This window comes from Thermotoga sp. 38H-to (genome assembly GCF_011057665.1).
GTDB lineage: Bacteria > Thermotogota > Thermotogae > Thermotogales > Thermotogaceae > Thermotoga.
Map to the genome: position 1 here is coordinate 400,499 of NZ_LNFZ01000001.1, position 22,835 is coordinate 423,333.

26 protein-coding genes are annotated in these 22,835 nt (G+C 45.8%); 24 read left to right on the top strand and 2 right to left on the bottom strand.

Annotated elements, in window-relative coordinates:
• Positions 1-30: 30 nt before the first annotated feature.
• The 3 genes from AS158_RS02120 to AS158_RS02130 are packed head-to-tail and all read left to right on the top strand — an operon-like array spanning position 31 to position 1,637.
• Positions 31-675, top strand: coding sequence for a 50S ribosomal protein L25 (locus AS158_RS02120; protein ID WP_038052760.1), 645 nt, complete (start codon positions 31-33; stop codon positions 673-675).
• Positions 676-678: 3 nt separating this feature from the next.
• Positions 679-1,239, top strand: a complete 561-nt coding sequence (pth, locus tag AS158_RS02125; RefSeq protein ID WP_011943693.1) for an aminoacyl-tRNA hydrolase — start codon at positions 679-681, stop codon at positions 1,237-1,239.
• A complete protein-coding gene (locus tag AS158_RS02130) occupies positions 1,236-1,637 on the top strand; it encodes a UvrB/UvrC motif-containing protein (protein WP_011943694.1) in 402 nt (133 codons plus the stop codon). Before pth ends, AS158_RS02130 begins: the two co-directional genes overlap by 4 nt.
• A gap of 22 nt (positions 1,638-1,659) precedes the next feature.
• Here AS158_RS02130 and AS158_RS02135 read toward each other — a convergent pair whose 3' ends face one another.
• On the bottom strand, positions 1,660-4,017 hold the full coding sequence (locus AS158_RS02135; protein WP_038052757.1) for a glycoside hydrolase family 2 protein: 2,358 nt from the start codon (positions 4,015-4,017) through the stop codon (positions 1,660-1,662).
• 97 nt (positions 4,018-4,114) lie between these two features.
• Here AS158_RS02135 and lepA point away from each other — a divergent pair, with 97 nt between their 5' ends.
• From lepA to pyrH, 21 genes are all read left to right on the top strand, one after another.
• Complete coding sequence (lepA, locus tag AS158_RS02140) at positions 4,115-5,932, top strand: translation elongation factor 4 (RefSeq protein WP_038052754.1); 1,818 nt, start codon at positions 4,115-4,117, stop codon at positions 5,930-5,932.
• Entirely contained in the window at positions 5,929-6,396 is a 468-nt protein-coding gene (locus AS158_RS02145) for a DUF3242 domain-containing protein (RefSeq protein WP_038052752.1), read from the top strand. The genes lepA and AS158_RS02145 overlap by 4 nt, the downstream gene beginning before the upstream one ends.
• Positions 6,393-7,061 carry a glycerophosphodiester phosphodiesterase family protein gene (locus tag AS158_RS02150; RefSeq protein WP_038052749.1) on the top strand — a complete coding sequence of 223 codons (669 nt, stop codon included), beginning with the start codon at positions 6,393-6,395 and terminating at the stop codon, positions 7,059-7,061. Before AS158_RS02145 ends, AS158_RS02150 begins: the two co-directional genes overlap by 4 nt.
• Positions 7,062-7,067: 6 nt before the next feature.
• Complete coding sequence (locus AS158_RS02155) at positions 7,068-7,433, top strand: carboxymuconolactone decarboxylase family protein (protein WP_012896379.1); 366 nt, start codon at positions 7,068-7,070, stop codon at positions 7,431-7,433.
• Complete coding sequence (gene polA / locus AS158_RS02160) at positions 7,411-10,092, top strand: DNA polymerase I (RefSeq protein ID WP_038052745.1); 2,682 nt, start codon at positions 7,411-7,413, stop codon at positions 10,090-10,092. The genes AS158_RS02155 and polA overlap by 23 nt, the downstream gene beginning before the upstream one ends.
• 13 nt (positions 10,093-10,105) lie before the next feature.
• Entirely contained in the window at positions 10,106-10,573 is a 468-nt protein-coding gene (locus AS158_RS02165; protein ID WP_038052742.1) for a chemotaxis protein CheX, read from the top strand.
• Positions 10,573-10,860 (top strand): AtpZ/AtpI family protein, encoded by a 288-nt coding sequence (locus AS158_RS02170; protein WP_038052740.1) that lies wholly within the window; start codon positions 10,573-10,575, stop codon positions 10,858-10,860. Before AS158_RS02165 ends, AS158_RS02170 begins: the two co-directional genes overlap by 1 nt.
• A complete protein-coding gene (locus AS158_RS02175) occupies positions 10,796-11,146 on the top strand; it encodes an ATP synthase subunit I (protein WP_165304402.1) in 351 nt (116 codons plus the stop codon). The genes AS158_RS02170 and AS158_RS02175 overlap by 65 nt, the downstream gene beginning before the upstream one ends.
• Positions 11,143-11,985, top strand: a complete 843-nt coding sequence (atpB, locus tag AS158_RS02180) for a F0F1 ATP synthase subunit A (RefSeq protein WP_008194890.1) — start codon at positions 11,143-11,145, stop codon at positions 11,983-11,985. The genes AS158_RS02175 and atpB overlap by 4 nt, the downstream gene beginning before the upstream one ends.
• A 13-nt stretch (positions 11,986-11,998) precedes the next feature.
• Positions 11,999-12,256, top strand: a complete 258-nt coding sequence (locus AS158_RS02185; protein ID WP_004082074.1) for a F0F1 ATP synthase subunit C — start codon at positions 11,999-12,001, stop codon at positions 12,254-12,256.
• Positions 12,257-12,269: 13 nt separating this feature from the next.
• The gene (gene atpF, locus AS158_RS02190; RefSeq protein WP_165304403.1) at positions 12,270-12,764 is read left to right on the top strand and encodes a F0F1 ATP synthase subunit B; all 495 of its coding nucleotides are present in this window, start codon (positions 12,270-12,272) and stop codon (positions 12,762-12,764) included.
• Positions 12,761-13,312 (top strand): F0F1 ATP synthase subunit delta, encoded by a 552-nt coding sequence (locus AS158_RS02195; RefSeq protein ID WP_012896385.1) that lies wholly within the window; start codon positions 12,761-12,763, stop codon positions 13,310-13,312. The genes atpF and AS158_RS02195 overlap by 4 nt, the downstream gene beginning before the upstream one ends.
• A complete protein-coding gene (gene atpA / locus AS158_RS02200) occupies positions 13,309-14,820 on the top strand; it encodes a F0F1 ATP synthase subunit alpha (protein WP_038052727.1) in 1,512 nt (503 codons plus the stop codon). Before AS158_RS02195 ends, atpA begins: the two co-directional genes overlap by 4 nt.
• A 21-nt stretch (positions 14,821-14,841) precedes the next feature.
• Positions 14,842-15,663: an ATP synthase F1 subunit gamma gene (gene atpG, locus AS158_RS02205; protein ID WP_038052725.1), complete on the top strand. Its 822-nt coding sequence runs from the start codon at positions 14,842-14,844 to the stop codon at positions 15,661-15,663.
• A gap of 11 nt (positions 15,664-15,674) precedes the next feature.
• Positions 15,675-17,081, top strand: coding sequence for a F0F1 ATP synthase subunit beta (atpD, locus tag AS158_RS02210; RefSeq protein ID WP_165304404.1), 1,407 nt, complete (start codon positions 15,675-15,677; stop codon positions 17,079-17,081).
• Between the two features lie 5 nt (positions 17,082-17,086).
• The gene (locus tag AS158_RS02215) at positions 17,087-17,410 is read left to right on the top strand and encodes a F0F1 ATP synthase subunit epsilon (RefSeq protein WP_038052711.1); all 324 of its coding nucleotides are present in this window, start codon (positions 17,087-17,089) and stop codon (positions 17,408-17,410) included.
• Positions 17,410-18,228, top strand: a complete 819-nt coding sequence (locus tag AS158_RS02220; protein ID WP_235280299.1) for a DegV family protein — start codon at positions 17,410-17,412, stop codon at positions 18,226-18,228. The genes AS158_RS02215 and AS158_RS02220 overlap by 1 nt, the downstream gene beginning before the upstream one ends.
• Before the next feature lie 13 nt (positions 18,229-18,241).
• Positions 18,242-18,778 carry a ribosome-associated translation inhibitor RaiA gene (gene raiA / locus AS158_RS02225; RefSeq protein WP_038052708.1) on the top strand — a complete coding sequence of 179 codons (537 nt, stop codon included), beginning with the start codon at positions 18,242-18,244 and terminating at the stop codon, positions 18,776-18,778.
• 69 nt (positions 18,779-18,847) lie between these two features.
• On the top strand, positions 18,848-20,212 hold the full coding sequence (locus AS158_RS02230; protein WP_038052707.1) for a ribonuclease E/G: 1,365 nt from the start codon (positions 18,848-18,850) through the stop codon (positions 20,210-20,212).
• Position 20,213: 1 nt separating this feature from the next.
• On the top strand, positions 20,214-20,813 hold the full coding sequence (tsf, locus tag AS158_RS02235; RefSeq protein WP_038052704.1) for a translation elongation factor Ts: 600 nt from the start codon (positions 20,214-20,216) through the stop codon (positions 20,811-20,813).
• Positions 20,814-20,874: 61 nt separating this feature from the next.
• Entirely contained in the window at positions 20,875-21,570 is a 696-nt protein-coding gene (gene pyrH / locus AS158_RS02240) for a UMP kinase (RefSeq protein WP_038052701.1), read from the top strand.
• On the opposite strand, the gene AS158_RS02245 is transcribed toward pyrH, so the two are convergent.
• The gene (locus AS158_RS02245) at positions 21,567-22,835 is read right to left on the bottom strand and encodes an MFS transporter (protein ID WP_165304405.1); all 1,269 of its coding nucleotides are present in this window, start codon (positions 22,833-22,835) and stop codon (positions 21,567-21,569) included. The genes pyrH and AS158_RS02245 overlap by 4 nt on opposite strands.

Consider the following 22,835-nt stretch of genomic DNA (forward strand, 5'->3'; position numbering starts at 1 on the left):
CAATGCGAAGACCTACGGGAGGGAGAAAAGATGGTAAGTCTGGAAGCAAGAGTGAGAGAAGTGAAGGGAAAAAGAGAAGCGAGGCGTCTTAGAAGGAATGGAGAAGTACCAGCGGTAGTGTATGGACCAGCAACTGAACCTATACCCGTGAAAATCAAGAGATCGGTCCTCGAGAAGGTATTCCACACCATTTCCGAAGCAACCCCCATTCAATTGATAATCAAAGACGATCAGGGAAACACGGTGTCGGAAAAGACCGTGTTTCTCAAGATGATTCAGAGGGACAAGGTCTCTGAAACGGTCGTTCACCTCGACTTCTATGAACCGACAAAAGGCCATAGAATGAGGATCAATGTGCCTCTCAAAGTTGTTGGAAAACCAGTTGGTGTTGAAAAGGGTGGCTTCCTCGAGGTGTTCCACGAAGAGATACCTGTTGAAACCGATCCCGACAACGTTCCGCAGGAAATAGAAGTGGACGTTTCTTCTCTCGATCTTGGAGACGTGATTTACGCAAGAGATCTGAAACTTCCAGAAGGTGTTAAGTGCCTTCTCGGAGATGAAGAAGTGGTTGTTTCTGTTCTCGTTCCGAAAGAAGTGGTGATTGAAGAAACTACAGAAGCGGAAGAAACCGCAGAACCTGAAGTTATAAAGAGAAAGGAAGAAGAAGAGGAATAACGCATGGTTGTCGTTGGTCTGGGGAATCCAGGCCCACGTTATGCCTTCACCCGGCATAACGTGGGTTTTCTGTTTCTGGACTTTTTGAAAAGCAAAGACTGGAAAACTGAAAAATATTTCGCGTGGAGCAGAATCAAGCTGGCCGGAAACGACGTGGCGTTGGTGAAACCATTGACCTATATGAACCTCAGCGGTTTGGCGATGCCCCACGTTTTGAAATTCTTCAACGCCAGCCCGGATGATATAATAGTGGTGTACGATGACGTGAGTTTGAAACTTGGAAGGATCCGCATCAGGAAGAAAGGTTCCGACGGTGGACACAACGGTATGAAATCCATCATACAGGCGCTCGGAACACAGGAGATAAAGCGTATAAGGGTAGGAATAGGTGATAAACCAGAAGGAATGGATCTTGTAGATTTCGTGCTGGGAGAATTCTCAGACGAGGAGTGGATTATACTAAACAAAGTGTTTGAAGTGATGAAAGAAGCCCTTGAGGTGATTCTCATCGAAGGAACAGAAAAAGCAATGTCTATCTACAACTCCTTAGAGGTGAGAGTATGAAATGTTTGAAGTGTGGACAGGAAACTTCAAAGTCATATAAAGTGGATTTCGACGGTGTAGAAAAGGAGATCGCATACTGTCAGAAATGCTTGATGGATGTTCTGAAAGAGAGTATTCCTTTCAAGAACATCCCATCTCCCTCAGAGGACTCAAGGAGAAGAAACAGACATCTTTCCTACGAAGGAGAGATGACGATTTTCGTGGAGGCTCCCCTGAAAATCCTGGAGGAAATGTTCGGAAAAATCTGGTCAGATCAAGAGAAAGAAAACTTTGAAAATGAAAGAAAAATCACTTTCCTCGAAAGAAAGTTAAATGAGGCGATAAAGAACGAAGATTACAGAAAGGCCAATCGTTTGAAACAACTCATACTTCAAATCAAAAACAAAACAGTAAAATGAAAGCCCCCGAAGGGGCTTTTCATCATTTCAAATAATCATACAGAGATTTCACTCCTCTTATTCCATCTGGTTTCTTTATCGTGATACTCTTTTCCGGTTCCAGGAACAGAAAATCGTCCTCAGGTACTTCATCGGAGAGAATCTTGACACCAAAAGCGGGGCTTTTCGCTGTCAATTCTATAAAATCTCCCATGTCCTCAAGCGAAATCTCCGGATCTGGAAGTTCCAGATCGCGCCACTTTCTGAAAACCCTGTAGTTTCTGTATTTAACCCCATCAATTTCCGCCTCGACGAAGAAGAAAAGATCATCGGGCAATTCAATTCTATCAACCGAACACACACCGTCTGCTGGAAGTACAGTTCTGTAAGTCTTCTCGAATACTTTTTCTCCCGTCCTCTCATAGGCCGCAAGCCTGAGAGAGACCTCCTTCGTCTCCCTCAGATCGTTCACCACCAAAAGTTCTATTTTGCTTTCTCTCTTCTTCAAAACGGGTAGAACTTCCGCAAAGAATCTCCGCGCGTAATAATAGAGAGCTTTGGGCCTCTTGAAGTAATCGACTGCGGACCAGCTGAAAACCGGCCAGCTGTCGTTGAGCTGCCAGAAGAGAGTACCAGCCGTCTTGTACTTCCTGCTTCGCCAGTGTTCAACACCGAACTTGATCGCCTCCGCCTGGTTGAGCTGGGACAGATACACAAAACTGTCGAAATCTTTACACTTCCCAAAATTCCCGAATATGAACCTGATCAACCTTTCCTGACCTTCCACCTGTTTGTTGTGCTTCAGCATGACAGGATGGAATATCTCTCTTTCCTCAGGTTTTGAGAAAAACTCTATCGTCTCTGGATGGGGAGCACCTTGAAATCCAAACTCACTGATGAACCTTCCGGTGTCTTTTTCGTAGTTCTCGTAGTTCAGCCATCCACTCCACACATACCAGACGTGTCTGTCTCCTTCTTTTTCGCTGTTCGCCTTTTCGCCGCCGTAAGGGCTGGACGGCCAGTAGGGAGTGGATGGGTCTTCTTCAGTACAGATCTTTGGAAAATCGAAAAGATAAAGCCTGTTTCCGAGATTTATACCATCCACTTTTCTGAACATATTTCCCCATTCATCGAATCCCCAGTTGTTTTCGTTGTTTCCGCACCAGAGAACAATGGAAGGATGGTATCTGAGTTTTCTCACAATTTTTCTTGCTTCTTCGTTTGCGAGTTTTCTGAACCACGGAAGATGATCCGGATATTCAAGACACGCGTACATGAAATCCTGCCATACCATGATACCGAGTTCATCACAGAGTCTGTAGAAGATCTCTCTCTCGTAAATACCTCCTCCCCAGACTCTGAGCATGTTCATGTTGGCACTCCTCGCCATTTTGATGAGCTTTTCGTAATCTTCGTCTGTTAACCACGTGAGGATGTTGTCCGAGGGAATCCAGTTGGCACCCTTCGCGAAGACTCTCTCACCGTTGATTTCGAATATGAAAGTCTTTCCTTCTTCATCGGGCTCCTGAATGATTCTGACTCTTCTCAAACCGATTTTCTTTTCTTCCCTGTAGATCTCTCCGTTTGAGTCTTTCAACACGAAGACGAAATCGTACAGGTACGGTTCCCCCACGTTCCACGGATACCAGAGCCTCACATCTTCCAGGTGGAACACTCCATCGAAGAGTCTTTCTCCGTTCTTTTCGAAAACGGGAAATTCCCCTGTCTTCTCACCGTTCACAAAGACTTCTACACTGAGATTCCCTTCCCCGTATACGAAACCGTTCACCCTCACAAGGGCATCTTTACCCTCAAGTTTCAGCAGATAAGCCGTTGAATCCTGAAGACGTGCTCTGTACACTTCGAGGTAAACGGGTTTCCATATACCACTTGTGACGATTCTGGCGCCCCAGTCCCATCCGTACGAGTACTGGGCTTTTCTTATGTAGCCTCTAATGGGATCTTCTGGTCCGCCGAGAACTCCGTAGTTCTGCTCGAGAGCTTTTGGAACTCTGATGGGAGATTTTATGTACACCTCCAGGTGATTCTTTTCTCTCAATATGTTCGTGACATCGAAGCGATACTCAATGAACATGTTTTCAGTGCTTCCAAGGTAAACACCGTTCAGATAGACATCTGACAACGTATCAACACCCTCAAAAACAAGATCGACACGTTCCCCTTCTTTTAAATCTTCTTTGAACTCGAACTCCCTTTCGTAGATCCACTCTCTGTCTTCTATTTCTTTGAAGAGATCTTCGTTCATCCCAACGTACGGGTGTGGAAGGAGACCTTCTCTGACCAGGTCTGCCTGAACAACTCCTGGCACAGTTCCATCAAGTGAAAATCTCCCTTCATTATCCCTGACGTTCCAAAAACCGTTCAGGTCGATTCTCTTCACGTTATCACCTCCTCATGAATGTATATCACACCCTTTATGAAAAAACGAAATGGTAAAATTCAAAAGAGAGGTTAATTTTTCCGGAGGTGATCGAGGAGTGTACAGACCCGACCTGATCAGAAACATATGTATAATAGCGCATATCGATCATGGAAAGACGACTCTGGTGGACAGGATTCTTGAAATCACAAACACGGTGGACAAAAGAAAAATGAGAGAGCAGTACCTGGATATGATGGATATAGAAAGAGAAAGAGGAATCACCATAAAAGCCCAGCCGGTGAAGGTCATGTACACAGCAGAAGATGGGAACATCTACGAGATAAACATCATAGATACACCGGGACATGTGGATTTTTCTTACGAAGTGGGAAGAAGCATGGCGGCCTGTGAAGGTGCCATCTTGCTTGTCGATGCGACACAGGGAGTGGAAGCTCAGACAGTTGCCCACACCTATCTTGCCATAGAGCATGATCTGGAGATAATTCCGGTGATCAACAAGATAGATCTTCCGAATGCAAACATTGAAGAAACCGCTCTCGAAATAAAGGACCTTCTCGGCGCGAGTGAAGATGAGATCCTGCTCGTCAGTGCCAAGGAAGGAACGGGTGTGAAAGAACTCCTCGAAGCCATCGTCAAAAGGGTTCCTCCTCCGAAGGGAGATATCAACGGTAAACTCAAGGCGCTCATATTCGACGCAAAATACGACAACTACAAAGGCGTGATCGTGCATGTTCGTCTCTTCGATGGACAGGTAAAACCCGGTGATAAAATAATGACCTTCTCCAACAGGAAGGTTTACGAAGTCCAGGAAGTAGGAGTGTTTTTGCCAGAGATGAAACCAGTGGATTCACTCAGCGCAGGTGAAGTGGGATACATCATCGCAGGAATAAAAGAGGTGTCGGACGCGCGAGTGGGGGACACGATCACATCGGCGAATGATCCAGTTGATGAAGCTCTTCCAGGATACAGAGAGATAAAACCGATGGTTTTCGCCGGGATGTTTCCAGGACTTCCCGAATACTACGAAGAACTTAGAAAGGCACTCGAAAAGTTGAAACTCAACGATTCTGCACTGTATTTCGAGCCCACGATATCTCCGGCTATGGGCTTTGGCTTTCGATGTGGTTTTCTGGGGCCACTTCATATGGAAGTGGTGCGAGAAAGAATAGAGAGAGAATTCGACCTTGCCGTCATTCTCACCGCACCGAACGTCAGATACAAGGTGAAACTCAGAAACGGCGAGGAAATAGAGATCACAGATCCTTCCAAATTTCCCGATGAAGGTGAAATACTGGAGGCGTACGAACCGTACGTTGATCTTTCGATCATCACACCGAGTGAATACATTGGAGCGATAATAAATCTCGTTCAAAATGAGAAGAGAGGAGAACTCAGAATAACCGAGAACGCTGGAAAAAACCGGGTCATCCTCAGATTCTATGCTCCGCTTGCCGAGATAATATACGATTTCTTCGACAAGATGAAAGCAGTGAGCAGAGGCTACGCTTCCATGGATTACGAGTTCAAAGAGTACAGAAAAAGCGACCTGGTGAAGGTTACCATACTCGTAAACAAAGAACCCGTCGATGCATTGTCGTTCATAGCACATCGCTCGAAAGCGTACCAGATAGCCCGAAAGATGGTGGATAAACTGAAAGATCTGATTCCACGCCACCAGTTCCAAATTCCCATTCAGGCTAAGGCTGACGGCAGAATAATAGCAAGAGCGGACATAAAAGCGCTCAGAAAAGACGTTCTGGCGAAATGTTACGGTGGAGATGTGACGAGGAAAATGAAACTTCTCGAAAAACAAAAAGAAGGCAAAAAGAAACTCAGGGAAATCGGACAGGTTACCATACCGCAGGAAGCGTTCCTGGCTCTTCTGAAAATAGGAGAGGAGGAAGAAAAGTGAAGCGTACTCTGTTCTTCTTTGCTGTTGTGTTCCTGACGCTTCCTTCCTGCACCGTCTTAAAAGTAGTGGTACCACCGGAGGCTTACTCCCTGGATACAGCCATCTTTGTCCTGGAGACCAGAGATCACATATTGTCAGATGTGAAAGAGATAGACAGCTATGAAGGTGTAGAAATGAAGGGCAAAGTTGCGGTTTTTGAGACAGATTACGGCCCTGTTTTCCTCTACGTCTACAAAGGCGAAGAAGCGAAGAAGATTTGGAAGAAGCTGAACAGCAGAGCTGGGTTTGTGTCTATAAGAAGTGTTCTGGACCTGCCCAACATGGGAAAATTCTCCACAGTATCGGATGGAAAGAAGATCATTGCTTGGTGGAGAAAAAACTGGCTCTTCGTTGTCGAGGGAAAGAACGGTGTAGAAGAATTCGTGAAGCACGTTTACAGAGTCTACGAGGAGATGAAACGGTGATCGTTCTGGGTCACAGAGGATACTCCGCAAAATACCTTGAAAACACTCTCGAAGCACTTATGAAGGCGATAGAAGCGGGAGCAGATGGGGTGGAACTGGACGCGAGGTTGTCGAAAGATGGGGAAGTTGTCGTCTCACACGATGAAGATTTGAAAAGACTGTTCGGTCTGGACGTGAAGATAAGAGATGCCACCGTGTCAGAACTGAAAGAATTAACAGATGGGAAAATGACCACCCTTAGGGAAGTGTTCGAAAACATCACGGATGATAAAATCATTAACGTTGAGATAAAAGAAAGAGAAGTGGCAGATGCCGTTCTGGAAATTTCGAAAAAAAGGAAGAATCTGATATTCTCCTCTTTCGATCTGGACCTTCTCGATGAGAAATTCAAGGGGACAAAATACGGCTATCTGATAGATGAAGAAAACTACGGAAGTATCGAAAACTTTGTCGAGAGAGTTGAAAAAGAACGTCCTTATTCACTCCACATTCCATACCAGGCGTTTGAGTTAGAATACGCGGTGGAGGTTTTGAGGAGTTTCAGAAAAAAAGGAATCTTGGTCCTCGTCTGGACGCTGAACGATTCGGAGATCTATCGAAAGATACGCGGAGAAATAGATGGGGTTATCACAGACGAAGTGGAACTCTTCGTGAAGTTGAGGTGAAAAACCGTGGAGTACAAAAAGTTTGTAGAAACAAGAAGAGAGCTGAACGAGAAAGTGATATCCCGTGGAACTCTAAACACGAAGAGATTTTTCAACCTCGACTCCGCTGTTTACAGGTCTGGAAAACTCGATGTGAAAACCAAAGAACTGATGGGGCTCGTAGCATCCACGGTGCTCAGGTGCGATGATTGTATAAGGTACCACCTCGTGAGGTGTGTTCAGGAGGGAGCGAGCGACGAGGAGATATTCGAAGCCCTTGACATCGCTCTTGTGGTTGGTGGCTCCATCGTGATACCACACCTGAGAAGAGCTGTTGGCTTCCTTGAAGAGCTGAGGGAGATGGAGAAAAATGGCGAGGCTATTTCTCTTTGATGGAACCGCTCTGGCTTACAGAGCGTATTATGCGCTCGATAGATCGCTTTCCACCTCCGCCGGCATTCCCACAAACGCCACGTACGGTGTGGCGAGGATGCTGGTGAGATTCATCAAAGACCATATCATCGTCGGGAAAGACTACGCTGCTGTGGCTTTCGACAAAAGAGCTGCTACCTTCAGGCACAAGCTCCTCGAGACTTACAAGGCTCAAAGACCAAAGACTCCGGATCTCCTGATCCAGCAACTTCCGTACATAAAAAGACTTGTTGAAGCACTTGGAATGAAGGTGCTGGAGATAGAGGGATACGAAGCAGACGATATAATTGCCACTCTGGCTGTGAAGGGGCTTTCGCTTTTCGACGAGATATTCATAGTGACTGGTGACAAAGATATGCTTCAGCTTGTGAACGAAAAGATCAAGGTGTGGCGAATCGTAAAAGGGATCTCCGACCTGGAACTTTACGATGCACAGAAGGTGAAGGAAAAATACGGTGTTGAACCCCATCAGATTCCCGATCTTCTGGCTCTAACCGGAGACGAAATAGACAACATCCCCGGTGTGACCGGGATAGGTGAAAAAACGGCCGTTCAGCTCCTCGAGAAATACAGAGACCTCGAAGACATCCTGAATCATATTCACGAACTTCCTCAAAAGACGAGAAAAACCATGCTTCGGGACAGAGAAAGTGCCATTCTCAGCAAAAAGCTGGCGATTCTGGAAACAAACGTTCCCATCGAAATAAACTGGGAAGAACTTCGCTACCAGGGCCACGACAGAGAGAAACTCCTGTCACTCTTGAAAGAACTGGAATTCGCATCCATCATGAAGGAACTCCAACTGTACGAAGAGTCCGAACCTGTTGGATACAGAATAGTGAAAGATCCGGTGGAATTTGAAAAACTCGTAGAGAAGCTGAAAGAAACCCCTTCGTTTGCCATAGATCTTGAAACGTCTTCCCTCGATCCCTTCGAATGCGACATTGCTGGTATTTCCTTGTCATTCAAACCGAAGGAAGCGTACTACATACCACTCCATCACAGAAACGCCCAGAACCTGGATGAAAAAGAGGTCTTGAAAAAGCTAAAAGAAATACTGGAAGATCCTGGAGCAAAGATCGTTGGTCAAAATCTGAAATTCGATTACAAAGTTTTGATGGTGAAGGGTGTTGAACCTGTCCCTCCACACTTTGACACGATGATAGCGGCTTATCTTCTTGAACCGAACGAAAAGAAGTTCAATCTGGACGATCTCGCACTGAAGTTTCTTGGATACAAAATGACCTCTTACCAGGAACTCATGTCCTTCTCATCACCGCTGTTTGGTTTCAGTTTTGTCGATGTTCCTGTGGAAAAAGCAGCGAACTACTCCTGTGAAGACGCGGACATCACCTACAGGCTTTACAAGATGCTGAGTTTGAAACTTCACGAGACGGATCTGGAGAACGTGTTCTACAAGATAGAAATGCCCCTTGTGAACGTACTTGCACGGATGGAACTGAACGGTGTGTATGTGGACACAGAGTTTCTGAAGAAACTCTCAGAAGAGTACGGAAAGAAACTCGAGGAACTGGCAGAGGAAATATACAGGATAGCCGGAGAACCGTTCAACATAAACTCACCAAAGCAGGTTTCAAGGATCCTCTTTGAAAAACTCGGTATAAAACCACGTGGTAAAACGACGAAAACGGGAGATTACTCAACACGTATAGAAGTTCTTGAGGAACTTGCCAATGAACATGAAATTATTCCTTTGATTCTCGAATACAGAAAGATACAGAAATTGAAATCAACCTACATAGACGCCCTCCCAAAGATGGTCAACCCAAAAACCGGAAGGATTCATGCTTCTTTCAATCAAACGGGAACTGCCACCGGAAGACTCAGCAGCAGTGATCCCAACCTTCAGAATCTCCCAACGAAGAGTGAAGAAGGCAAAGAAATCAGGAAAGCGATTGTTCCTCAGGATCCAAACTGGTGGATCGTCAGCGCCGACTACTCCCAGATAGAACTGAGGATACTCGCCCATCTCAGCGGTGATGAGAATCTTTTGAGGGCGTTCGAAGAAGGCATCGACGTCCACACTCTAACGGCTTCCAGAATATTCAACGTGAAGCCCGAAGAGGTAACTGAAGAGATGCGCCGCGCTGGTAAGATGGTGAACTTCTCTATCATATACGGTGTAACACCTTATGGTCTGTCTGTGAGGCTTGGAGTACCTGTGAAAGAGGCAGAAAAGATGATTGTCAACTACTTCGTTCTCTATCCAAAGGTGCGCGACTACATTCAGAAGGTCGTATCGGAAGCAAAAGAGAAAGGCTATGTTAGAACGCTGTTCGGAAGAAAAAGGGACATTCCACAGCTCATGGCCAGGGACAGAAACATACAGTCCGAAGGAGAACGAATTGCTATAAACACCCCCATACAGGGCACAGCAGCAGATATAATAAAATTGGCTATGATAGAAATAGACAGAGAACTGAAAAAAAGAAAAATGAAATCGAAAATGATCATACAGGTCCACGATGAACTGGTTTTTGAAGTACCCGACGAGGAAAAAGACGCACTCGTCGAACTGGTGAAGGACAGAATGATGAACGTGGTGAAACTTTCAGTGCCGCTTGAAGTGGATGTAACCATCGGCAAAACATGGTCGTGAGGAGGTATAGTCCGTGGATGCAAAAATCGTGAACTCCCTCATTAGATCGGTTTATGAGACCATCAGAGATGTTCTGGGAATAGAACCGAAAACGGGAAAACCCAGCGTCGTATCACACATAGAGATTCCCCACTCGTTGGTGACGGTCATTGGAATAACAGGCGGAATAGAAGGTAGCCTCATCTATTCTTTCTCGTCAGAGACGGCACTGAAAGTGGTTTCTGCTATGATGGGTGGAATGGAGTACAACCAACTCGATGAACTTGCCCTGAGTGCGATAGGAGAACTCGGAAACATGACAGCTGGGAAACTGGCGGTAAAACTCGAGCAGCTTGGAAAACATGTGGATATCACTCCGCCAACCGTGGTGAGTGGAAGGGACCTCAAAATAAAGAGTTTTGGCGCCGTTTTGAAACTTCCGATCTCTGTATTTTCAGAAGAAGATTTCGATCTTCACCTTTCGGTGAAGAGCGGAGCGTGATGTCTATTTCGAGAAATCTTTTCAGGGACTTTGGAAAGTACAACATGGTTGTCATGTTCATAACGACTCTCATTTCGAACATCGCTGTCGGTGCCTTGATCGGGTACTATCTGGATAAATGGACCTTCAAAAACGGAATTTTACTGTTTGTTTTTATAATTTTAGGAGTTGTTTCAGGATTCTATAACGGTTTCAAAATCCTTTTGAAAGAAACTGAGAGGTATGATAAAAGTGAAAAGGTTAACAAAAAAGATGGCAGTGACGATAATGATAATGGGAATGGTTGAAGCACTCGTTTTTGGCTTGATAAGCGGTTTCGAAAAGAGCTGGGGTCCACTCCTTGGAAGTGCTGGAGCCGTATTGAATCTCTTCTCTTTGAAAAACGACATAGAAAAGATGGCTTCCAAGGGAACCACGAAAGGCTGGGTCTTCGGATACCTGGGAAGATACACCTTCAGCGCGGCGCTTCTTCTTCTGGGTGGTCTTGTGTCTTTTGAAACTCTTCTGGGAGTTTTCTTCGGTTTGATGAATTTGAAGATAGTCTCTTTCATAGCCTGGAGGTGGACGGATTGAAGATCACGTTCTCAAAAAAAGAGAAAATATTTCTCGTTGTCTTCATTTCCCTCTACGTTCTCGTTGCCATCTTGAACATCCAACAGCTGAAACGGACACCCATGGAAGAGATCTTCGGTGGTCTCGGTAAAAGATGGATTGTGGATATAAACGGATTCAGGATCAATCCCATGACCATCATCGTTGGAACGGCTATAGCGATCTTTCTAATAGTGCTCGCGTACAGACTGAGAAAGTTCGAAATGATTCCAAACAGAAAGCAGGCTTTCATGGAGTCGATCCTCGAGATGTTTTACGAGATCGTTGACGAATCGATCCCAGATAAGCGATTTGTGAAACCCACTTTTGTAGTTGCAACCACACTTTTCCTCTTTATCACCATCTCGAACATAATAGGTGGAGCGGTGCCGGGCGTGAGTGTGGTCGCCGATGAAACCGGTGCTGTTCAAAAGGTAGTACTCTTCAACGACACCTGGCCGGCACCAACAGGAGACCTGAACACCAATCTCACCTACGCCGTTATGGTTCTCATCATCAGCCATGCTTTCGCCATAAAGTCCAAGGGATTCAAAGAGTGGCTGAAGTCCTGGTTCTATCCAAATCCGGTTATGTTCCCTATAAACCTCATCGGCGAGCTGGCAAAACCCATCTCCCATTCTCTGAGGTTGTTTGGTAATATAGGAGGTGGAGCAATACTCGTTTACATCCTCTCTTACATGACAAAGTACTTCTTCGCTCCCATCATTTTCTGGGGATTCTTCGGCATCTTCGTTGGTTTGGTTCAGGCGTTCGTGTTCAGTATGCTCGCGGTCGCATACATCAGTTCACAACTTTCGTAAGGAGGGGTCAAAGATGGAAAATCTTGGAGATCTCGCTCAGGGACTGGCGCTTCTTGGAAAATATCTCGGAGCAGGACTCTGCATGGGAATAGGAGCCATCGGTCCTGGAATAGGAGAAGGTAACATAGGAGCTCACGCAATGGACGCCATGGCGAGACAACCCGAGATGGTCGGTACCATCACCACGAGGATGCTTCTTGCCGACGCCGTTGCCGAAACAACGGGTATATACTCTCTTCTCATAGCCTTCATGATCCTCCTCGTGGTGTGAGGAGGGGAGAACTTTGGGCTTTCTGGAGATAAACTGGACCTCAGCGGCAATGCTGATGCTCTTCGTTCTCATGGTGTATTTTCTAAACAAATTCCTCTACACACCGTTCATTGAAATGACAGAGAAGAGAAGAAAAAAGGTGGAAGAGGACCTGAAAAGCGCTGAGCAGTTGAAAGAAGAAGCCGAGAAGATGAGATCCGATGCTGAGAGATTTCTCTCCGAAGCAAGGCAGAGAGCAGACGAAATCGTAGAAAGTGCCAGAAAAGAAGCCGAAGCGATCGTTGAAGAAGCTCGTGAAAAGGCAAAGAAAGAAGCGCAGAACATCGTAGAGTCCGCAAAAACACAGATAGAAGTTGAATACAAAAAGGCTCTGGAACAGGTTCAGGAAAGAGCAGCGGAACTCTCCGTGATACTCGCTACCAAGCTTCTCCAAAAGGTGTTTCAGGATGAAAGAGCAAAAAGAGAGTATCTCGTCAAAATCCTCAAAGAGGAGATAGAAAAGTCATGAGGTTCTCTGCGGTGGCGGGAAGGTACGCCAGAGCACTTTTAAACGTTGCAATAGAAAAAGAAAAAGAAGAGGAATACCTGAGATTCCTGGATCTTGTGTGCCAGATTTACGAATCAAGCAGGGAACTGTTTGACAATCCCATCTTGAAACCAGAAAAGAAGATTTCTCTCATAAAAGAGATAATGAAAAGTTTCGGCCAGGAAATGGATGAGTTTCAGGAACGATTTTTAACGCTCGTGTTTGAGAGAAAAAGGCAAAAGCTGTTGAGAAACATCAGGGAACTGTTTGAGTACGAGAAGATCCTGTCGGAGCAGAAAGTTCCGGCAAATCTATCGATAGCCCACAGCCCAGAAGATGAAGAACTTTCTCTCCTCAGAAAGTTCGTGAGAAAGTACGTTCTCAGAGATCCTGTTTTCGATATTTCCATCGACGAATCTCTCATAGCGGGTGCTCTCGTTGAATTCGAAGGATTCAGACTGGATACGACGGTTCAGGGCAGGTTGAAGAAAATCGCCCGAGAAGCCCTCAAAAGGGGTGAGATGAGTTGAGAATAAATCCTGGTGAAATCACGAAGGTTCTCGAAGAGAAGATAAAAAGTTTTGAGGAGAAGATCGATCTCGAGGACACAGGTAAGGTCATCCAGGTTGGAGACGGCATAGCCCGTGTGTACGGGTTGAACAAGGTGATGGTGAGTGAGCTCGTGGAATTCGTCGAAACTGGAGTCAAAGGAGTCGCCTTCAACCTGGAAGAGGACAACGTTGGTATCATCATACTCGGTGAATACAAAGATATAAAAGAAGGGCACACCGTCAGAAGATTGAAAAGGATCATAGAAGTGCCGGTTGGAGAAGAGCTCCTCGGTAGGGTCGTCAATCCTCTTGGAGAACCGCTCGATGGAAAGGGCCCAATAAACGCAAAGAACTTCAGACCGATAGAAATAAAAGCCCCCGGTGTCATCTACAGGAAACCCGTCGATACACCTCTTCAGACAGGGATAAAGGCGATCGACTCCATGATCCCCATTGGAAGGGGCCAGAGAGAGCTGATCATAGGAGATAGGCAGACGGGAAAAACGGCCATCGCTATAGACACCATCATCAACCAGAAAGGGCAGGGTGTGTACTGCATTTACGTGGCGATAGGTCAGAAAAAGTCCGCTATTGCAAGGATCATCGATAAACTCAGACAGTACGGAGCCATGGAGTACACAACGGTGGTTGTGGCCTCCGCTTCCGATCCAGCATCTCTCCAGTACATAGCACCGTACGCGGGCTGTGCCATGGGAGAGTACTTCGCATATTCCGGAAGGGATGCCCTCGTGGTCTATGACGATCTTTCGAAACACGCCGTCGCCTACAGACAGCTCTCACTTCTCATGAGAAGGCCCCCGGGAAGAGAGGCTTATCCTGGGGACATCTTCTATCTACACTCCAGACTCCTTGAGAGGGCCGTCAGACTGAACGACAAACTCGGTGGAGGATCCCTCACGGCTCTACCCATCGTTGAAACTCAGGCGAACGATATATCCGCCTACATTCCGACGAACGTGATATCCATCACTGACGGTCAGATATACCTCGAGCCCGGATTGTTCTACGCCGGTCAGAGACCTGCTATCAACGTTGGTCTGTCTGTTTCCAGGGTTGGAGGATCTGCACAGATCAAAGCAATGAAACAGGTCGCCGGTATGTTGAGAATTGATCTTGCACAGTACAGAGAACTCGAAACGTTCGCTCAGTTTGCCACAGAACTGGATCCAGCTACCAGAGCCCAGATCATAAGAGGACAGAGGCTCATGGAACTTCTGAAACAGGAACAGTACAGTCCTATGCCCGTTGAAGAGCAGGTCGTCGTTCTCTTCGTAGGTGTCAGGGGATACCTCGATGATCTCCCAGTGGAGGAAGTCAGAAGATTCGAGAAGGAATTTCTCAGATTTATGCACGAAAAGCACCAGGATATCCTCGACGACATAAAGACGAAAAAAGAACTGACTTCGGAAACGGAAGAAAAACTCAAGAAAGCCATTGAAGAATTCAAAACCACTTTCAGGGTGTGATGTGTAATGAGTAGAGGTCGAATGTTACAGATAAAAAGAAAGATAAACGCAACACAATCACTGATGAAGATCACGCGCGCTATGGAGATGGTGGCGCGCGCGAAGGTGAGGAAAATAGAAGCAGAGTATCAAAAATTCAAGCCCTTCTACGATGAAGTGAAAAGATTGTGGTCTCTTATTCCAGCAGAATCTCTCGATCCGATCTTTTTTGAAGAAGGGAACAGAGACCTGATCGTGGTGATAACAAGCGATATGGGACTGTGTGGTTCCTTCAACAGTGAAATCTTGAGAGAGGCAGAAAGAGTGATCTCCGAATCCAGGGATCCACAACTCATACTCGTGGGCCTCAAAGCCATAAACCATTTCAAGGACAGAAAAGTGTTGAAAATGTACGACAGATTCTACGAAATACCCGACTTCAGAAACGGTTCTACGATCGTGGAAGATATTCTCAGCTTCCTCGATGGAGAACCCGCAAGGGTCAGAGTGATTTTCAGCCGCTTCAAAAACGTTCTTGTACAGAAGCCGGAAGTGCACGAACTTCTTCCCATCAAAAAGGAGGAAAAGAAGAGAGAGGACTTCGAATACGAACCGCACCTGGAGCAGATTGCACCGCTGATCTTTCATTACTATCTTTCGGCCACGCTCATGGAACTCATGTTCCAGACGAAGATAGGAGAATACTACGCAAGACAGAACGCTATGAAGAACGCTACAGACAACGCCCAGGAAGTGATCAGGGAGCTGACGCTGGCCTACAACAAAGCACGTCAGGCTTCGATCACCCAAGAGCTCATAGAAATCGTTACGGGAGCGGAAGCTCTGAAGGAAATAGAAAAATGAGGTGATATGGTATGGCAAAGGGTTCAAAAGGATTCATTGTGAGTATTATGGGACCTGTTGTGGACGTGAGATTTCCTGAAGAGGAACTTCCGGATATATACAACGCTCTCGAAGTTGTAAGTCCCCAAACGGGACAGAAGGTAGTGCTTGAGGTGGAACAGCTCATCGGCGACGGAGTTGTTAGAACGGTCGCTATGGATTCAACGGATGGTTTAACCAAAGGTCTGGAAGTGGTGGATACAGGAGCTCCTATAACAGCACCTGTAGGGAAAGAAGTCCTTGGAAGGATCCTGAACGTGATAGGTGAACCTGTCGACGAAGCGGGAGAAATAAAAACCGAAGAAAGGTGGCCCATTCACAGGCCAGCCCCTGAGCTTGTAGAACAGGCCACGGAGATAGAAATCCTCGAGACCGGTATAAAGGTGATCGATCTTCTCGCTCCGTTCCCAAAGGGTGGAAAGATCGGTTTCTTCGGAGGAGCGGGTGTTGGAAAGACTGTGCTCGTTATGGAACTCATCAGAAATATCGCAATAGAACACAAGGGATTTTCAGTGTTCGCAGGTGTCGGGGAGAGAACAAGAGAAGGTAACGAACTCTGGCTCGAAATGCAGGAAAGCGGAGTTCTTGGAAACACCGTGCTTGTTTTCGGTCAGATGAACGAACCCCCGGGAGCAAGGTTCAGAGTGGCTCTCACTGCCCTCACCATCGCCGAGTACTTCAGAGACGTAGAAGGAAGAGACGTTCTTCTCTTCATAGACAACATATTCAGGTTTGTCCAAGCTGGAAGTGAAGTCTCGGCACTTCTTGGAAGGATGCCGTCTGCTGTGGGATACCAGCCCACACTCGCAACCGATATGGGAGAACTTCAGGAGAGAATCACTTCAACGAGGAGAGGCTCCATCACATCCGTTCAGGCCATATACGTTCCTGCAGACGACATAACCGACCCGGCACCGGCAACCACCTTCGCCCACCTGGATGCCACGGTGGTTCTATCTCGAAGAATAGCAGAACTTGGACTTTATCCAGCGGTTGATCCTCTCGATTCCTCCTCGAAAATTCTGGATCCAGCGATCGTTGGAAGAGAACACTACGAAGTGGCAAGAGGGGTTCAGGAAGTTCTTCAGAGATACAAAGACCTTCAGGACATCATTGCCATACTCGGTGTAGAGGAACTCTCTCCAGAAGACAAGCTCGTGGTTCACCGTGCCAGAAGAATTCAAAGGTTCCTCAGCCAGCCGTTCCACGTTGCAGAAAGGTTCACAGGGCGTCCTGGAAGATATGTACCCATCGAAGAAACAATTAGGGGATTCAAGGAGATTCTCGACGGAAAACTCGATGATATACCTGAACAAGCGTTCCTCATGGCTGGGAATATCGACGAAGTTAAAGAAAGAGCGAAAGAAATGAGGAGTTGAAAAATGTGAAGGTAAAAATCGTTACACCCTATGGGATCGTGTACGACAGAGAAAGCGATTTCATTTCTTTCAGAACGCTGGAAGGATCCATGGGAATTCTCCCCAGGAGGGCTCCCATAGTAGCACAGCTCTCTGTGTGCGATGTAAAGATAAAATCGGGTGATGATGAATACCGCCTGAAAGTTGCGGGTGGTTTTCTGCTCTGCGATGGAAAAGATGTGATCATAATCACGGAAGAAGCCGGAAGAGAAGAAGACATCTCCCCTGATAGATTCATAGAAGCGAGGGAAAGAGTGGAAAGGGTGAGAAGATTCTTCCAGTCTTCGTAATAGACAGCGCCGTTACAGTTGGTGACTGGGAACTTCCGTTTCCTGTAAAAACGATCGGTATAAAGGTCTACATCGACGATAAAGAGTACACAGACGGTGCAGACATCGATAGAGAAATTTTTTACAGTCTCTTTGGAAAGGCAAAAAACTTCAGAACATCCGTTCCTTCTCCGCTTGAAATGGAGAGGGTGCTTCGTGATATAATCTCTGAAGGTTGTACCCGTATATACTGCGTTCATCTATCTTCGAAGCTGAGCGCTTTTTATAATGTGATGAAGAGTGTAACTGAACGTCTAAAAGAAGAGTTCCCGTCGGTGACGTTCAGAGTGATTGATACTAAGCAGCTTTCCATAGGAGCGGGGTACGTTCTTTTAAAACTCATGGAAGCAGTGAAAGACGGCAGAGAAGATCTTGAAAAAGTCGTTCAGGAGGTAAACGAAAGAATAAAGATCCGATTCTCAGTGCTGGAATTCGATTATCTCATGAAGAGCGGAAGGGTAAAGACGATAACAGGAATGCTCGGAAATCTCGTAAAGATACACCCCATTCTGAGCATTGAAGATGGAGAACTCAAAGTGGTGGCGAAAAAACGTGGCTTAAAGAATGTTGTAGAGAAAATCGTTCAGGATCTGAAAACGGACGGAAGAAAAATGCTGGGGCTTGCCTATGCTGGAGAAGAAATGAAAGAGATCATTCTTGAAATAGAAGAAAAACTGAAAGACGAACACATCGAAAGGGTGGACATCGTGAGGTTGCCTCCCACCCTCGCTGTTCATTCTGGTCCCAAGATGTTCGGAGCAGGTGTATTCATACTGTAAGGGAGGTGCTTTTATGGAGTACAGGATAACGGGAAAGGGTGTAGAGATTTCCGAAGCCATCAAGAACTATCTGGAAAAAAGGCTCGATAAAGTTGACAGAGTGATCTACGATGATGAACTCGTCTCCTTTGACGTGAGAATAGAAAAAGATGGAAAGAATCAATACGTGGTTAAGTTCAATATGAATCTGAAAGGGAACATCATCAATGTGGAAGAAAGGCATCCGGACATTTACACCGCGATAGACTTCGCCTCGGATGCTCTGGAAAAACAGGTGAAAAAACTGAAAGAAAGGCTGAAGAACCACTCCCATAGAAAGTCTATACCCACTGAAACACCTCTTGAAGAACACGGTGAATTTTCTCCATCCGATAAGATTTCTTCGATAAAAAGAGTTTCTCTTCTCAACCTCGATCTCGATGAAGCAGTCATGCAGATGGATGAGTTGAACCACCGATTTCTCGTTTTCAGAAACGTCAATACTGGTGAAATAAATCTTCTCTATAAGGACGAAAATGGAGAGATCCACCTCATTGAGATGGCAGAGTAAATCGGAGGTGTCAAGGATATAAGAGAATTTCTTCTGAATGTTCAATCAGACAGTCTGTCCTACGCTGTAATGAACGATGGAGAACTCGAAGAGATCTTTTTCGATGAGATAGAAACGATCGCAGGGAAAATTTACCTTGGAAGGATCGAAAAAATCGTACCAGGACTCGAAGCAGCTTTTGTGAAGATTGGAAAGGGCAGGAACGCCTTTTTGAAACTCAATGAGATAAACGAGGTCTACAAAGAAGTTGTTCTGAAAGGGCAAGAAGTGAAAGAAGGTCAGAAAATACTCGTACAGGTGAAAAAGGATGCCTCGGGGAAAAAAGGACCTCAGGTAACAACCCAGATAGGGATAGCCGACAGATTCGTTGTCATATTTCCTTTTAAAAAGGTGATAGGTGTCTCAAGAAAGATAGAAGATGCTTCAGAAAGACGCAGATTGAGAACTACAGCTTTTTCTCTGAGGAAGAAATACGGTGTCGGTGTAATAATGAGGACAGCAGCGGAAGGTGTGGACGAAGAGGAGATCATAAAGAATTTCGAAAGGGCATTGGAAAAATGGAACCAGGTACTTCAAAAGTTCAGAAGGTCGAGAAAACCGAAATTGCTACACGAAGAAGATCCTGTAGAACAGATCATCAAAGAAAAGGTGAATTCGAAGATAGACAGATTGATTTACAACGACAGATCGTTTCTTGAGACCTTACAGAAATATCTTCAAAATCTTCCGAAAAAACCGGAACTCGAGTACGTAGAAGGCGACCTGTTTGAAAAGTTTTCTGTTTACGAACGCTTGAAAAAACTTCTTTCTCGCACTGTTCCACTGAAAAGTGGCGGAAACATCGTCATAGATCGAACAGAAGCGCTCACCGTCATAGATGTAAACTCGGAAAGCTACACAGACGCCGAAAACCAGGAGGAACTCGCTTTGAAAACGAACATGGAAGCCATCGAAGAAATCGTTCGTCAGTTGATACTCAGAAACATTGGAGGAATCGTGGTGATAGATTTCATAAAGCAGAAAGATCCGAAGAGTTACGAAAAGCTTCTCTCACGATTCAAAGAGGTTGCAAAAAGAGACGGAACAAGAATTGAAATCTTTGGATTCACGAACCTTGGGCTTCTGGAAATAACAAGAAAAAGAACGACAAGACCTCTGGATACACTTCTTTTCACCCGGTGTCCTGTGTGTTCGGGAACAGGGAAGGTGCTTTCTCAAAAGATCCTGCTCAAGAGGATCAGAGAAGATTTGAAAAAATTGAAGAATTTTGAGGAAGTAACATTGAAAGTTCACCCAAACATGTCAGGATACTTCAAAAAGGAAGATTTAGAAAAGCTTCAAAAGGAATTCAAAGTAAAACTAAACCTGGATTATGGCTGGCACGATCCAAATTCTTACGAGATCAGGGCGAAGACTAAGAAAGGAGGAAAGTGAAATGGAAATATCCATGGACCTAATCAAGAAGCTCAGAGAAATGACAGGTGCAGGTATTCTGGACTGTAAAAAAGCCCTTGAGGAATCCAACGGTGATATGGAAAAAGCGGTGGAAATTCTTAGAAAAAAGGGTGCCGCGACAGCTGAAAAGAAAGCTGGAAGAATCACCAAAGAAGGAATCATTGTTGCGTACGTTCACTTCAACGGAAGAATAGGTGTCCTGCTCGAAATGAACTGTGAAACGGACTTCGTGGCCAGAACCGATGAGTTCAAGGAACTCGCTTACAATCTCGCAAAACAGGTTGCCGCAATGAAGCCTCTGTACGTCAGAAGAGAGGACGTCCCGGCGGAAGTCATAGAAAAAGAGAAAGAAATCTACAGAGCTCAGATAAAAGATAAACCTGAAAACATCGTGGAAAAGATCGTAGAAGGAAAGCTCGAGAAATTCTTTGAACAGGTGTGTCTCTACGAACAGACCTACATATTCGACGATACAAAAAAGGTAAAAGATCTCATAAACGAACTCATAGCGAAAACAGGGGAGAATATCAGGGTTTCGAGGTTCACAAGATACGAAATAGGAGAAGGTTACGAAAATTGACCAACAATACATATAAAAGAGGGTGAGCGAAATGCTCACCCTTTTTTTGGAGGTATGGATCATGAGAGTACTGGTGAAGCTGAGTGGGGAAGCACTCTCGGGAGAAGGAGGCAGAGGCTTCGATCCAGAAAGAGTGGACTACATAGTCAAAGAGATTAAAAGCGCCATCGAGGAAGGTTTCAAAATAGGCATCGTTGTAGGAGCGGGAAATCTTTTCAGGGGTGTCGAGCTGAAGAATCTCACCATGGCAAGGGCCGATCAGATCGGTCTTCTCGGGACGGTGATGAATTCCATATATTTGAAAGACATCTTCGAAAGATCCGGATTGAAAGCTCGAATTTATTCACAGATAGTGAATCTTCCGGATGTGGAAAGGGTGAACTACGATTCTATAGAATCTGCCCTAAGAGAAAACAGCATTCTGATCTTCGCTGGAGGTACGAGCAATCCATTTTTCACAACGGACACGGCAGCCGTTCTGAGAGCCCAGGAGATGAAAGCAAAACTGGTGGTGAAAGCCACAAAAGTGGATGGTGTGTACGATAAAGACCCAAAGAAATTTCCCGATGCTAAGAAGATCCCTCATCTCACGTTCTCAGAAGCGATGAAAATGGGGCTCAAGGTCATGGACGCCGAAGCCTTCGCACTGTGTAAGAAGCTTGGGATCACAGTGAAAGTGATCAATTTCTTCGAACCAGGAACTCTTCTGAAAGCGCTGAAGGGAGAAGACGTGGGAAGCACCGTTGTTCCAGATTAATCCACGTATTTCCCCTTTGTTTCTCTTCCAAACATCAGAACGATCACACCGGCAAACATTGCCATCGCGGAGATCCATGCGAGGGTTTCCGCGATGCTTTTTCCTTTCTCCATCATGAAGCCTGTGTAGTAAGGAGCTATTATACCCGCTATCCTTGCCCATACTCCCGCTGCTCCGTTTCCAGTCCCCCTGAGCGACGTGGGATACAGCTCCGGTGTGTAGGCATAGACCAGTCCCCACACTCCAAGACAGAAGAAAGAAAGGACCAAAGCAGCTGCAAGAAGCGAAGCATCTCCTCTCACGTTGGCCCACAGCAGAGCGACAAGTCCTGTTCCTATGAAGTAAACACCAAGAGAAGCCTTTCTTCCCCATTTTTCTATGAAGTAGGCTGCCGAAAGGTACCCGGGAAGCTGTGCCACCATCATGTAGAATGTGAACCAGGAAGATTTGACAACACTCACACCCAGCGAGGAGAAGATCCTGGGAGCCCAGGTGAACAGAGCGTAATACACGAAGCTCACAACGAACCACGCTATCCAGATCACAACTGTGTCTTTCAAATGTTCCCTCTTCAAAAGAGCCAGGATGGGAACTTTCTCTTTTTTTGGAAGCTCCACCTCTTCCTCCACTCTTTTACCCAGAGACCTTTCCAGCGCTTCTTTTCCACCCTTCAAAAACGCGTACTTTGGAGTTTCGGGCATCCTAAGAAACACCGGAACAAAAAGGTACCCGATGGAGAAGATCCAGAAGACCCATCTCCAGTTCGGGAGAACATTCACTGCGAAGAGTCCTATCAGTATACTCCCAACCGCCCAGCTCGACTCCAGAAGCACAAGATACCTTCCCCTGAGTCTGATACTCGTGAATTCTGCAAGATACGCGTTGAACGAAGGCATCAAGCCTCCATACCCAAAACCCGAAAGGCCTCTCAGAACTAAAAGAGTTTCGAACGATGAGGAAAAGCCGGACAGAAAAGTGAAGGTGATCGTTACGATGAAAAAGAACAGATTGGAAACTTTCCTTCCAAGAAGGTCAGCCACGAACCCCACAGAAAGCGCTCCAAAAAGCATTCCAAGGAAGGTAGCACTCGCTATGGTAGCTCCCTGAGTAGAGGTGAGATTCCATTCCTTTATCACGTAAGGAAGCACAAAAGAAAGAAGCATAACACCGGCAGCGTCGAACATCCAGGCGATAGAAGTGAGGATGAGAAACCTTCTCTGAGTTTTTCTGTCCACGTATTTTTCAACTATTTCGTCTATTCTCAT

Coding starts and splice junctions, on each gene's coding strand:
- AS158_RS02120 (WP_038052760.1), top strand. CDS start 31: ATGGTAAGTCTGGAAGCAAGAGTGAGAGAAGTGAAGGGAAAAAGAGAA.
- pth (WP_011943693.1), top strand. CDS start 679: ATGGTTGTCGTTGGTCTGGGGAATCCAGGCCCACGTTATGCCTTCACC.
- AS158_RS02130 (WP_011943694.1), top strand. CDS start 1,236: ATGAAATGTTTGAAGTGTGGACAGGAAACTTCAAAGTCATATAAAGTG.
- polA (WP_038052745.1), top strand. CDS start 7,411: ATGGCGAGGCTATTTCTCTTTGATGGAACCGCTCTGGCTTACAGAGCG.
- AS158_RS02170 (WP_038052740.1), top strand. CDS start 10,573: ATGTCTATTTCGAGAAATCTTTTCAGGGACTTTGGAAAGTACAACATG.
- AS158_RS02175 (WP_165304402.1), top strand. CDS start 10,796: ATGATAAAAGTGAAAAGGTTAACAAAAAAGATGGCAGTGACGATAATG.
- AS158_RS02185 (WP_004082074.1), top strand. CDS start 11,999: ATGGAAAATCTTGGAGATCTCGCTCAGGGACTGGCGCTTCTTGGAAAA.
- AS158_RS02195 (WP_012896385.1), top strand. CDS start 12,761: ATGAGGTTCTCTGCGGTGGCGGGAAGGTACGCCAGAGCACTTTTAAAC.
- atpG (WP_038052725.1), top strand. CDS start 14,842: ATGTTACAGATAAAAAGAAAGATAAACGCAACACAATCACTGATGAAG.
- atpD (WP_165304404.1), top strand. CDS start 15,675: ATGGCAAAGGGTTCAAAAGGATTCATTGTGAGTATTATGGGACCTGTT.
- raiA (WP_038052708.1), top strand. CDS start 18,242: ATGGAGTACAGGATAACGGGAAAGGGTGTAGAGATTTCCGAAGCCATC.
- AS158_RS02230 (WP_038052707.1), top strand. CDS start 18,848: ATGAACGATGGAGAACTCGAAGAGATCTTTTTCGATGAGATAGAAACG.
- tsf (WP_038052704.1), top strand. CDS start 20,214: ATGGAAATATCCATGGACCTAATCAAGAAGCTCAGAGAAATGACAGGT.
- pyrH (WP_038052701.1), top strand. CDS start 20,875: ATGAGAGTACTGGTGAAGCTGAGTGGGGAAGCACTCTCGGGAGAAGGA.
- AS158_RS02245 (WP_165304405.1), bottom strand. CDS start 22,835: ATGAGAATAGACGAAATAGTTGAAAAATACGTGGACAGAAAAACTCAG.